The sequence below is a fragment of the Pseudomonas reactans genome (genome assembly GCF_013385825.1).
Lineage (GTDB): Bacteria > Pseudomonadota > Gammaproteobacteria > Pseudomonadales > Pseudomonadaceae > Aquipseudomonas > Aquipseudomonas reactans.
The window spans coordinates 339,567-352,068 of record NZ_JACAPG010000002.1; the positions used below are offsets into that span (position 1 = coordinate 339,567).

Here is a 12,502-nt window from a genome sequence, read left to right on the forward strand (position 1 = left end):
CCATAGGTCCCGCGAAGGTTGGCAAGCCCGCCCTCGCCACGGATAATGCCCAGTTTTTCCACCTGCGCATCGCGCGCCGCCGCTTGCGGTCGAAAGAGAACACCATGAAAGACACCATTCGCCAGCTGATCCAACAAGCCCTCACCCAACTCGTCAACGAAGGTGTGTTGCCTGAAGGCCTGACGCCGGCGATCCAGGTGGAAAACACCCGCGACAAGACCCACGGCGACTTCGCCAGCAACATCGCAATGATGCTGTCCAAGCCTGCCGGTATGAAGCCGCGCGACCTGGCAGAGAAAATCATCGCCGCGCTGCCGGTGGACGAAAGCGTGACCAAGGCCGAAATCGCCGGCCCTGGCTTCATCAACTTCTTCCAGAACACCCAGGCCCTGGCTTCGCGCCTGGACGCTGCCCTGGCCGACGCCAAGATCGGTGTGCGCAAAGCCGGCCCGCTGCAACGCGTGGCGATTGACCTATCGGCGCCGAACCTGGCAAAAGAGATGCACGTGGGCCACCTGCGCTCCACCATCATCGGCGACGGCGTGGCGCGGGTGCTGGAGTTCCTCGGCGACACCGTGATCCGTCAGAATCACGTGGGCGACTGGGGCACCCAGTTCGGCATGCTGATGGCCTACCTGCAGGAAAACCCGATCACCAGCAACGAGCTGTCGGACCTGGAAAACTTCTATCGCGCCGCCAAGAAGCGCTTCGACGAATCCGAAGAATTCGCCGACCGCGCCCGTGGCCTGGTGGTCAAGTTGCAAGCTGGTGACAAGGAATGCCTGGAACTGTGGAACCGCTTCCGTGAGATTTCCCTGTCCCACTGCCAGGAAATCTACGAGCTGCTCAACGTCAAATTGACCATGGCCGACGTGATGGGCGAAAGCGCCTACAACGACGACCTGATCAACGTGGTCAACGACCTCAAGGCCAAAGGCCTGCTGGTGGAGAGCAACGGCGCACAGTGCGTGTTCCTCGAAGAATTCAAGACCGCCGAAGGCGAGCCGCTGCCGGTGATCATCGTCAAGGCCGATGGCGGCTATCTCTACGCCACCACCGACCTGGCGGCCGTGCGCTACCGCAGCGGCGTGCTCAAGGCTGATCGTGCGCTGTATTTCGTCGACCAGCGCCAGGCCCTGCACTTCCAGCAGGTGTTTGAAGTGGCGCGTCGCGCAGGCTTCGTCACTCACCCGATGCACATGGAACACATGGGCTTCGGCACCATGAACGGCGCCGATGGCCGCCCGTTCAAGACCCGCGACGGCGGCACCGTGAAGCTGATCGACCTGCTGACCGAGGCCCAGGAACGCGCCTACAACCTGGTGAAGGAAAAGAACCCGGAGCTGGCCGAGGCCGACCTGCGCAACATCGCCCGTGTGGTGGGCATTGGCGCGGTGAAATACGCCGACCTGTCCAAGCACCGCACCAGCGACTACAGCTTCAACTTCGAGCTGATGCTCAACTTCGAAGGCAACACCGCGCCGTACCTGCTGTACGCCTATACCCGTGTGGCTGGCGTGTTCCGCAAATTGGGCAAGGACTTCAGCGAAGTTGAAGGCCAGATCGTGCTGGACGCCCCGCACGAACAGGAACTGGCCGCCAAATTGGCGCAGTTCGGCGAAGTGCTGAACAGCGTCGGCGAAAAAGGCACGCCGCACATCCTGTGCACCTATCTGTACGAAGTTGCCGGCCTGTTCTCCAGCTTCTACGAGAACTGCCCGATCCTGAGCGCCGACGACGAAGCCCAGAAGCAAAGCCGCCTGCGCCTCGCCGCACTGGCTGGACGCACCCTCAAGCAAGGCCTGGAACTGTTGGGCCTGGAAACTCTGGAGCGTATGTAAGTTGGCTGCCAAGAAAAAACCTGCACCCAAGCGCGGCGCCAGCCGCTACCAGGCCCCGGCGAAGAAACCGATCCCGGGCTGGTTGTGGATGGCGATCGGCCTCACCGTCGGCGCGTTTATCGTGTTCCTGATGAAGCTCGATCCGGGCAAGGGCGATGACGTCAAACGGGTCAAGCAGGAGCAGCAGAAGGCTACGAAAATGGCCGAAGCCAACAAGACGGCGCCAAGCCCGACGGCACCGGTGAAGCCGAAGTACGACTTCTATACGCTGCTGCCGGAGTCGGAAGTGATCGTGCCGCCTGACGCCGTGCCGGAGAAAACCCTGCCGACGCCACAGGTGCCGACCACGCCAGTCACCCCGGCGGAAGCGGCGAAAATCGACACGGCGCGCGCCCAAGCCGCGCTGGCCGGGATCACGCCACCACCCGCACCACCGGTTGCCGCGACCAAAGCCGCGCCGGTGACCAAGTTCTTCCTGCAAGCGGGCTCGTTCCCGAAACAGGCGGATGCGGACCGCGTGCGAGCGCAGATCATTCTGCTGGGCCAGTCGGTGACGGTGGAGTCCGGCACAGTGAAGGATGCGACCTGGTATCGCGTGCTGGTGGGGCCGTTCAGCAACCGTGAACAGCTGACCGTGGCGCAGAAGCAACTGGCTGGCGCGGGCTTTAGCAACCTGTTGTTACAACAACGCCAGAGCCGCTGAATACGCAGCCCTGTAGGAGCGAGCTTGCTCGCGAAGCACTCAAAATCACCGCGGGGCACCAGGTTCCCCGCGTCATCGTTGACGACCTTCGCGAGCGAGCTCGCTCCTACAGTGACTTTCTGCCACTCGTCTGCACACCCTTCCTACGGTTGAAATCCCCCCCGCCACCCCCATATGAGTTTTCATCAGGGCATTTTCGCCCCGCTGCGTGGAGACTCTCCCCTTGACCACCATCGTTTCAGTACGTCGCCACGGCAAAGTCGTCATGGGCGGCGACGGCCAGGTTTCCCTGGGTAATACCGTGATGAAAGGCAACGCCAAGAAAGTGCGTCGCCTGTACCACGGCCAGGTTCTCGCAGGCTTTGCCGGCGCCACCGCCGACGCCTTCACCCTCTTCGAACGTTTCGAAGGCCAACTTGAGAAACATCAGGGCCACCTGGTGCGCGCTGCGGTTGAACTCGCCAAAGAATGGCGCACCGACCGCTCCCTCAGCCGCCTGGAAGCCATGCTGGCCGTCGCCAACAAAGACGCTTCCCTGATCATCACCGGCAACGGCGATGTGGTTGAGCCTGAACATGGCCTGATCGCCATGGGTTCCGGTGGTGGTTATGCCCAAGCGGCCGCCAGCGCACTGTTGAAGAAAACCGATCTGTCGGCTCGCGAAATCGTCGAGACCGCGCTGGGTATCGCCGGTGATATCTGCGTGTTCACCAACCACAACCAGACCATTGAGGAGCAGGACCTCGCCGAGTAAGCCGTAGGCTTATTCCGCTTGAGGCCGCCAAACACTATGTCCATGACTCCCCGCGAAATCGTCCATGAACTCAACCGCCATATCATCGGCCAGGACGATGCCAAGCGCGCCGTAGCCATTGCGCTGCGTAACCGCTGGCGCCGGATGCAACTGCCCGAAGAACTGCGCGTTGAAGTAACACCCAAGAACATCCTGATGATCGGTCCTACAGGCGTCGGTAAAACCGAAATCGCCCGTCGCCTGGCCAAGCTGGCCAATGCGCCGTTCATCAAGGTCGAAGCCACCAAGTTCACCGAAGTGGGCTACGTGGGCCGCGACGTCGAGTCGATCATCCGTGACCTGGCCGACGCCGCCCTGAAAATGCTGCGCGAACAGGAAGTGACCAAGGTCAGCCACCGCGCCGAAGACGCCGCCGAAGAACGCATCCTTGACGCCCTGCTGCCACCGGCACGCATGGGTTTCAACGAAGACGCCGCGCCGGCCTCGGATTCCAACACCCGCCAGCTGTTCCGCAAGCGCCTGCGTGAAGGCCAACTGGACGACAAGGAAATCGAGATCGAAGTCGCTGAAGTCTCCGGCGTCGACATCTCCGCCCCGCCTGGCATGGAAGAAATGACCAGCCAGTTGCAGAACCTGTTCGCCAACATGGGCAAGGGCAAGAAGAAAAGCCGCAAGCTCAAGGTCAAGGACGCACTGAAGCTGGTGCGCGATGAAGAAGCCGGGCGCCTGGTGAATGAGGAAGAACTCAAGGCCAAGGCCTTGGAAGCGGTCGAGCAGCACGGCATCGTGTTTATCGACGAGATCGACAAGGTCGCCAAGCGCGGTAACTCCGGCGGCGTCGATGTGTCCCGCGAAGGCGTACAGCGCGACCTGCTGCCGCTGATCGAAGGCTGCACCGTGAACACCAAGCTGGGCATGGTCAAGACCGACCACATCCTGTTTATCGCCTCCGGTGCGTTCCACTTGAGCAAGCCAAGCGACCTGGTGCCGGAGCTGCAAGGCCGCCTGCCGATCCGCGTGGAACTCAAGGCGCTGACCCCGGGCGACTTCGAACGCATCCTCAGCGAGCCACACGCGTCGCTCACCGAGCAGTACCGTGAGCTGTTGAAAACCGAAGGCTTGGGCATCGAGTTCCAAGCGGACGGCATAAAGCGTCTGGCGGAGATCGCCTGGCAGGTCAATGAGAAGACCGAGAACATCGGAGCCCGTCGTTTGCACACCTTGCTGGAGCGTCTGCTGGAGGAAGTGTCCTTCAGTGCGGGCGACCTGGCCGGTGCGCAGAATGGCGAGGTGATCAAGATCGACGCTGAATACGTCAACAGCCACTTGGGCGAATTGGCGCAGAACGAAGACTTGTCTCGTTATATCCTGTAAGTCATGTGAACCCCTTGTAGGAGCCCGGCTTGCCGGCGATGCGTTCTTGAGATCGCCATCGCCGACAAGCCGGGCTCCTACATGATCTGCACGGATCCCTGCCATGACTAAATTCCCCACCGCTGTAAATCTGCACAAAACCTCCAACACCCTCGGCCTCACCTACGGGCCCGACGAGGTGTACCAACTACCCGCCGAACTGCTGCGCACCCACTCGCCTTCCGCCGAGGTCCAGGGGCATGGCAAACCCATCCTGCAATTCGGCAAGCTCAACGTGAAGTTGATCAAGGTAGAACCGGCCGGCCAGTACGCACTGAAATTGACCTTCGACGACGGCCATGACAGCGGATTGTTCACCTGGGACTACCTCTACCAACTGGCCGTGCGTCAGGACGTGTTGTGGGCCGATTATCTGGCCGAACTCAAAGCCGCCGGCAAAACCCGCGATCCGGATCAATCGGTCGTGCGGCTGATGCTCTAACCCAGGCCTCTTGCTCTTTAGAGGGCATTTTCTAATTTCATCTGCTTGAATGCCCTGTCGCGTGACCAACGATTGGTCCGCTTGCGAAAAAAATTAAACTCGGGTAACCAATGGAACTGGCAAGTTCCCTGCATTTGACGATGCGGTATCAACGGTCACCCGAGTCGCAGTACCAGGCTTGTGTTGTGTATCGAAACTGGGTGCGCAGCGGTCCCCGGTACTCGTCTTTCGGACAATGGAGCGTCGTAGATGAGTAACAAGAACAACGATGACTTGAAACGCCAGGCCTCGGAAAACACCCTGGGGCTCAACCCGATCATCGCGTTACGTAAAAAGGATTTACTCGCCTCGGCGAAGATGGTGCTGACCCAAGCCATCAAACAACCGTTGCACAGCGTCAAGCACGTCGCGCATTTTGGCGTCGAGTTGAAGAACGTGATGTTCGGCAAATCCGCGTTGGTGCCCGAGAGCGACGACCGTCGTTTCCAGGACCCGGCCTGGAGCCAGAACCCGCTCTACAAACGCTATCTGCAAACCTACCTGGCGTGGCGCAAGGAACTGCACGACTGGATCGGCGACAGCAACCTGTCGGAACAGGACGTCAGCCGCGGCCACTTCGTGATCAACCTGATGACCGAAGCCATGGCCCCCACCAACAGCGCGGCCAACCCGGCGGCGGTCAAACGTTTCTTTGAAACCGGCGGCAAGAGCCTGCTCGATGGCCTGTCCCACCTGGCCAAGGACATGGTGCACAACGGCGGCATGCCGAGCCAGGTCAACATGGGCGCCTTTGAAGTGGGCAAGACCCTGGGCACCACCGAAGGCGCGGTGGTGTTTCGCAACGACGTGCTGGAGCTGATCCAATACAAGCCGATCACCGAACAGGTGCACGAACGCCCGCTGCTGGTGGTACCGCCGCAGATCAACAAGTTCTATGTATTCGACCTGAGCCCGGAGAAGAGCCTGGCGCGCTTCTGCCTGCGCAACAACCAGCAAACTTTTATCGTCAGTTGGCGCAACCCGACCAAGGCCCAGCGCGAGTGGGGCCTGTCGACCTATATCGAGGCGCTCAAGGAAGCGGTGGATGTAGTCACGGCGATTACCGGCAGCAAAGATGTGAACATGCTCGGCGCCTGTTCCGGCGGCATCACCTGCACCGCCCTGCTCGGCCATTACGCGGCACTGGGTGAGAAAAAGGTCAATGCCCTGACGCTGTTGGTGAGCGTGCTAGACACCACGCTGGATACCCAAGTGGCACTGTTCGTCGACGAACAGACCCTGGAAGCGGCCAAGCGCCACTCCTACCAGGCCGGCGTGCTGGAAGGCCGCGACATGGCCAAAGTGTTCGCCTGGATGCGCCCCAACGACCTGATCTGGAACTACTGGGTCAACAACTACCTGCTGGGTAACGAACCACCGGTGTTCGACATCCTGTTCTGGAACAACGACACCACGCGTTTGCCGGCGGCCTTCCACGGTGACTTGATCGAGTTGTTCAAGAACAACCCACTGGTGCGCGCCAACGCACTGGAAGTGTGCGGTACGCCCATCGACCTCAAGCAGGTCACCGCTGATATCTATTCCCTGGCTGGCACCAACGACCACATTACGCCGTGGCAGTCGTGCTACAAATCGGCGCAGTTGTTTGGCGGCAAGGTGGAGTTCGTGCTGTCCAGCAGCGGGCATATCCAAAGCATCCTCAACCCGCCGGGCAACCCCAAGGCGCGTTACCAGACCAGCGACAGCCTGACGGAGAAACCGCTGGAATGGCAGGAGAATGCCACCAAGCACACTGATTCGTGGTGGCTGCATTGGCAGGCGTGGCAGGCGGAGCGGGCGGGCAAGTTGAAGAAAGCGCCGACGAGTTTGGGGAATAAAACCTACGCCGCAGCAGAAGCGGCGCCAGGGACATACGTGCACGAACGCTGATCCTGTAGGAGCGAGCTTGCTCGCGAAGGGGCCAAGACCGCCTCGGGGTACCAGATGCCCCGCGTTATCGTTGACGACCTTCGCGAGCAAGCTCGCTCCTACAGGGATTGAAACCTCACCCGCAGGGTAAGCCCATGCCGCAACCGTTCATCTTCCGCACCATCGACCTGGATGGCCAGACCATCCGCACGGCGGTGCGCCCGGGCAAGCCTCACTTGACGCCGTTGCTGATCTTCAATGGCATCGGCGCCAACCTTGAGTTGGTGTTTCCGTTCGTCCAGGCGCTGGACCCGGATCTGGAAGTGATCGCCTTCGATGTGCCCGGCGTGGGTGGCTCGTCGACGCCCAATCGGCCATACCGCTTTCCCGGTCTGGCCAAGCTCACTGCACGCATGCTCGATTACCTGGACTATGGCCAGGTGAACGCAGTGGGCGTGTCCTGGGGCGGCGCGTTGGCGCAGCAGTTTGCCTACGACTACCCGGAACGCTGCAAGAAGCTGATCCTGGCGGCCACGGCGGCAGGTGCGGTGATGGTGCCGGGCAAGCCAAAGGTGTTGTGGTTGATGGCCAGCCCGCGCCGTTACATCCAACCGTCCCATGTGGTGCGCATCGCGCCGATGATCTACGGCGGTTCGTTCCGCCGCGACTCGAAACTGGCCGCCGAACACGCGAGCAAAGTGCGTTCGGCTGGCAAGCTCGGTTATTACTGGCAGCTATTCGCCGGGCTGGGCTGGACCAGCATCCACTGGCTGCACAAGATCCGCCAACCCACCCTGGTGCTGGCGGGGGACGACGACCCGCTAATCCCGCTGATCAACATGCGCATGCTGGCCTGGCGCATTCCCAATGCACAGTTGCACATCATCGATGACGGCCACCTGTTCCTGATCACCCGGGCGGAAGCCGTGGCGCCGATCATCATGAAATTTCTCGAAGAGGAGCGCATGCGCGCGGTGATCCATCCGCGACCGGCCGTGTAAGGACCACACCGCCGCGCAACTTGCCAGGAACCGGCTATGGTTCTGAATTGGCGTGCCTGTTTGATGGCTTGACGAAGGAGTGTTGGCTCATGCGAGAAAGACCCGTGACGAACCCGGCGCCCACCCCTGCCGCGTTCATCAATGCGCAAAATGCGATCACCGGCCTGCGCGGTCGGGACCTGCTGTCGACCCTGCGCAGCGTGGCCGCCCATGGCTTGCGCAACCCGGTGCATACCGTTCGGCACGCTTGGGCGTTGAGCGGCCAACTGGGGCGCGTGCTGCTCGGTGAAACCGTGCACGAACCCAATCCCAACGACGGCCGCTTCACCGACCCCACCTGGAAACTCAACCCATTGTACCGGCGCAGCCTGCAAGCCTATCTGAGCTGGCAGAAGCAGACCCGCCACTGGATCGATGACAGCAACCTGAGCGCCGATGACCGCGCCCGAGCGCATTTTGCTTTCTCGCTGATCAACGATGCGGTCTCCCCTTCCAACACCCTGCTCAACCCGCTGGCGATCAAGGAGCTGCTCAACTCCGGCGGCAACAGCGTGGTGCGCGGCGTGACCAACCTGTTCGAAGACCTGCTGCACAACAACGGCCTGCCGCGCCAGGTGAGCAAGCACGCCTTCGAAGTCGGCAAGACGGTCGCCACCACCCCCGGCTCCGTGGTGTTTCGCAATGAGCTGCTGGAGCTGATTCAGTACAAACCGATGAGCGAAAAGCAGTACGCCAAGCCGCTGCTGATCGTGCCGCCACAAATCAACAAGTACTACATTTTCGACCTGAGCCCGGCCAACAGCTTTGTGCAATACGCCCTGAAGAATGGCCTGCAGACCTTCATGGTCAGTTGGCGCAACCCGGATGTGCGCCATCGCGAATGGGGCCTGTCCACCTACGTCGCTGCGCTGGAAGAAGCGCTCAACGTGTGCCGCGCGATCACCGGTGCCCGTGAGGTCAACCTGATGGGCGCCTGCGCCGGCGGCCTGACCATCGCCGCGCTGCAAGGTCACCTGCAGGCCAAGCGCCAGTTGCGCCGCATCTCCAGCGCCAGTTACCTGGTGAGCCTGCTGGACAGCCAGATCGACAGCCCCGCCACTCTGTTCGCCGACGAGCAGACCCTGGAAGCCGCCAAGCGCCGCTCCTATCAGCAAGGCGTGCTGGACGGCCGTGACATGGCCAAGGTGTTCGCCTGGATGCGCCCCAATGACCTGATCTGGAACTACTGGATCAACAACTACCTGCTGGGCAAGGAGCCACCGGCCTTCGACATCCTGTACTGGAACAACGACAACACGCGCCTGCCCGCCGCGCTGCACGGCGACCTGCTGGACTTCTTCAAGCACAACCCGCTGAGCCATCCCGGCGGCCTGGAAGTGTGTGGCACGCCGATCGATTTGCAGAAGGTCACGGTGGACAGCTTCAGTGTGGCGGGCATCAACGACCACATCACGCCGTGGGACGCAGTGTATCGCTCCACCCAATTGCTGGGCGGCGAGCGGCGCTTCGTGCTGTCCAACAGCGGGCATATCCAGAGCATCCTCAACCCGCCGGGCAACCCCAAGGCCAACTACGTCGAAAACCCCAAGCTGAGCAGCGACCCGCGTGCCTGGTACTACGACGCCAACCACGTCGAAGGCAGTTGGTGGCCGCAGTGGCTGGCGTGGATCCACCAGCGCTCCGGCGTGCAACGGGAAACCCTCACCGCCCTGGGCAACCAGAATTACCCACCGATGGAAGCGGCACCCGGCACCTATGTGCGCGTGCGCTGAGCTCAACGATCACATTAAGAAGACTGGATGAAGACCCGCGACCGTATCCTTGAATGTGCCCTGCAGTTGTTCAACCAGAAGGGCGAACCGAACGTGTCGACCATGGAGGTGGCTAACGAAATGGGGATCAGCCCCGGCAACCTCTACTACCACTTTCATGGCAAGGAGCCGCTGGTACTCGGGTTGTTCGAGCGCTTCCAGAATGAGCTGGCGCCCCTGCTCGACCCACCGGCGGACGCGCAACTGGAAGCCGAGGATTACTGGCTGTTCCTGCACCTGATCGTCGAGCGCATGGCGCATTACCGGTTCTTGTTCCAGGACTTGTCGAACCTGGCGGGGCGTTTGCCGAAGCTGGCCAAGGGGATTCGCAACCTGCTGACAGCACTCAAGCGGACCCTGGCGTCTTTGCTGGCGCGACTGAAGGCGGCGGGGCAGTTGGTCAGTAGCACCCAGGCCCTGGGGCAACTGGTGGAGCAGATCACCATGACTCTTCTGTTTTCGTTGGATTACCAGCGGATTCTTGATCGCGAAGGTGAAGTGCAGGTGGTGGTCTACCAGATCATGATGCTGGTGGCGCCGCATTTGCTGCCGCCGGCGCGGCAGGCGACTGAGCGCTTTGCCCTCAAGTATGTAGATCACACCCCATAAAAAATGCCCGACCTTTGCAGGCCGGGCATTTTTTGTGTCCTGAGAAAAATCAGGACTGACTGGATGGCGTCGGGGTTGCCGGCGTTGCAGTCGGGGTCACAGCAGCAGGAGTCGGTGCGGACACCGAGTTGGCTGTGGAAGCGGTTGGCGCAGTAGCAGGCTTGGCCGCAACAGCAGGCTTGGGTGCTGCTGGTTTTTTCGCTACTGCTGGCTTTTTCGCGGCGGCTGGTTTTGCCGCTGGCTTGGCTGCAGCAGGCTTAGCTGCTGGTTTCGCGGCGGCCGGCTTGGCTGCAGGTTTTGCAGCGGCTGGTTTGGCAGCGGGTTTCGCAGCCGCGGTTTTCGCCACTGGCTTGGCAGCAGGTTTAGCGGCGGCCTTGGCAGCAGGTTTAGCGGCGGCCTTGGCAGCAGGTTTAGCCGCTGGTTTTGCGGCAGGCTTGGCAGCAGCTTTAGCGGCCACTGGTTTAGCCGCAGGTTTTGCAGCCGGCTTGGCAGCTGCAGTTTTAGCCGCAGGCTTGGCGGCTGGTTTAGCAGCGGCTTTGGCTGGCGCCTTGGCGGCAGGTTTTGCAGCCGGTTTGGCGGCCGCTTTTACCAGAGGCTTGGCAGCTGGTTTCGCAGCCGGTTTGGCAGCAGCAGTCTTAGCCGCAGGCTTGGCAGCTGCGGCTTTCGCCGGAGCAACTTTGGCGCCAGTGAGTTTTTCAATTTGCTTGGTCAAGGTATCGACCTTGCTGTGCAGCGTTTTAAGCTCTGCTTTACTCGGTACACCCAGCCGCGAAATGGCACTGTTGAGGCGCTTGTCGAAAGTTTCTTCCAACTTGCCCCAAGTGTCAGAAATGCTCGACTTGGCGGATCCGGCAGTTGCCTTGGCCGCTTCAACTTTTTTGCCTACCGTGGTTTTGGTCAACTTCTCGGCCTTCTCGCCGTCCTTGACCAAAGTCTCGAAGTACTTGCCGCCGTCACTGCTAACCTTCGAGTACACGCCTAAACCAGCAAGCCAGATCTTACGGGAATATTTTTCAACTTCCCCGACCCACGAGCTGCCTTCTTTCTGAGTAGTCTTTTTAACAGCCATCCCGATGTCTCCTTAGTGTTTACGCGCGACACGTTCTAGCAATGTCGTCAGCTCTTCGAGCTTAGCAGAGAGTGTCTCAACGTCATGTTTAGACGCAATGCCGATTCGATTCAAGGCACTGGCAACACGAGTGTCAAAAGCTTTTTCAACTTTATCAAGCTGAACTTCTACCAGACCTTTGACGGCGGAGACATTACTCTTTACTTGGTCAATCTGACTGTTGGCGGCTTCAAGTTGTTCAACTGCAACTTTTTTACCTTTACTTTCAACATGTTGACCGGTCTTAACCAGCTCTTTGAAGTACTCGCTGCCCTCGCTTCCGACCTTGGCATAAGCGCCAAGTCCTGCCAGCCAGATCTTGCGGGCGTAGGATTTAACCTCGCTAAGGGTAGTGATCTGGGCGTCGATTTTTTTCTTCAGGATAACTTTGGCCATGGTGCACCTCACGCAGAATAGGGTGGAGGAACGGCCCACAGGAGTTGAGGGCTTGGGCACAAAGTAGGCTGGAAAATTAGAATCGGCACCCTAAGAACAGGCGGATCACGCCAACGCCTTATCCAAGGCTTTTTCGATTTCGGACTTGATGGTGCCACTCATGGCCGACATCAACAGGCCCAGTTCCACATCAATGCGCAACGAATCATCGGCGACGACTACCGTGCCCTTAACCCCCGAACGCTTGAGGTTCAAGGTATCGCCGGACCACGACGGCTCCAGGCCATATTGTTCTTTGAGTTTGTGCGCCAACTTGTCGGCCTTTGCCCGCGCGCCTTCTTTACCCAGGGAATGTGCGCGCTCAACGGTTATACGGGCCATTGCAATGACTCCTCTTTATAGGGACGTGAATACCTTCGATGCGGCAAAAGGTCTCGGTGACCACCCATCTTACCTGCAGCCTTGCCAAGACAAAGCAGGCCTTGGGGATTATCATGTCCCGCATTCTCTTTTGGT

Annotated in this window: 12 protein-coding genes; 9 read left to right on the top strand and 3 right to left on the bottom strand. The window is 60.3% G+C overall.

Features of this window, described 5'->3' with window-relative positions:
* Positions 1-104: 104 nt before the first annotated feature.
* The 9 genes from argS (at position 105) to HX868_RS01570 (ending at position 10,482) form a co-directional block, all read left to right on the top strand.
* Positions 105-1,841, top strand: coding sequence for an arginine--tRNA ligase (gene argS / locus HX868_RS01530; RefSeq protein ID WP_033897753.1), 1,737 nt, complete (start codon positions 105-107; stop codon positions 1,839-1,841).
* Position 1,842: 1 nt separating this feature from the next.
* Entirely contained in the window at positions 1,843-2,544 is a 702-nt protein-coding gene (locus HX868_RS01535) for an SPOR domain-containing protein (protein ID WP_095014381.1), read from the top strand.
* A 223-nt stretch (positions 2,545-2,767) separates the two neighbouring features.
* On the top strand, positions 2,768-3,298 hold the full coding sequence (hslV, locus tag HX868_RS01540) for an ATP-dependent protease subunit HslV (protein WP_003171209.1): 531 nt from the start codon (positions 2,768-2,770) through the stop codon (positions 3,296-3,298).
* 36 nt (positions 3,299-3,334) lie between these two features.
* The gene (gene hslU / locus HX868_RS01545) at positions 3,335-4,672 is read left to right on the top strand and encodes an ATP-dependent protease ATPase subunit HslU (protein ID WP_177001687.1); all 1,338 of its coding nucleotides are present in this window, start codon (positions 3,335-3,337) and stop codon (positions 4,670-4,672) included.
* A gap of 103 nt (positions 4,673-4,775) precedes the next feature.
* Positions 4,776-5,153 carry a gamma-butyrobetaine hydroxylase family protein gene (locus HX868_RS01550; protein ID WP_177001688.1) on the top strand — a complete coding sequence of 126 codons (378 nt, stop codon included), beginning with the start codon at positions 4,776-4,778 and terminating at the stop codon, positions 5,151-5,153.
* 249 nt (positions 5,154-5,402) lie between these two features.
* Positions 5,403-7,082 (top strand): class II poly(R)-hydroxyalkanoic acid synthase, encoded by a 1,680-nt coding sequence (gene phaC, locus HX868_RS01555; protein WP_177001689.1) that lies wholly within the window; start codon positions 5,403-5,405, stop codon positions 7,080-7,082.
* Between the two features lie 134 nt (positions 7,083-7,216).
* A complete protein-coding gene (gene phaZ, locus HX868_RS01560; protein WP_016979176.1) occupies positions 7,217-8,062 on the top strand; it encodes a poly(3-hydroxyalkanoate) depolymerase in 846 nt (281 codons plus the stop codon).
* Between the two features lie 89 nt (positions 8,063-8,151).
* Entirely contained in the window at positions 8,152-9,834 is a 1,683-nt protein-coding gene (gene phaC / locus HX868_RS01565) for a class II poly(R)-hydroxyalkanoic acid synthase (protein ID WP_177001690.1), read from the top strand.
* A 27-nt stretch (positions 9,835-9,861) separates the two neighbouring features.
* Complete coding sequence (locus HX868_RS01570) at positions 9,862-10,482, top strand: TetR/AcrR family transcriptional regulator (RefSeq protein WP_095014376.1); 621 nt, start codon at positions 9,862-9,864, stop codon at positions 10,480-10,482.
* A 49-nt stretch (positions 10,483-10,531) separates the two neighbouring features.
* Here the strand turns inward: HX868_RS01570 and HX868_RS01575 are convergent, their stop codons facing one another.
* The 3 genes from HX868_RS01575 to HX868_RS01585 form a co-directional block, all read right to left on the bottom strand.
* Positions 10,532-11,551: a phasin family protein gene (locus tag HX868_RS01575; protein ID WP_177001691.1), complete on the bottom strand. Its 1,020-nt coding sequence runs from the start codon at positions 11,549-11,551 to the stop codon at positions 10,532-10,534.
* 12 nt (positions 11,552-11,563) lie between these two features.
* Entirely contained in the window at positions 11,564-11,986 is a 423-nt protein-coding gene (locus HX868_RS01580) for a phasin family protein (RefSeq protein ID WP_095014374.1), read from the bottom strand.
* Positions 11,987-12,091: 105 nt separating this feature from the next.
* A complete protein-coding gene (locus HX868_RS01585) occupies positions 12,092-12,367 on the bottom strand; it encodes a polyhydroxyalkanoic acid system family protein (RefSeq protein WP_016979171.1) in 276 nt (91 codons plus the stop codon).
* Between the last annotated feature and the right edge of the window lie 135 nt (positions 12,368-12,502).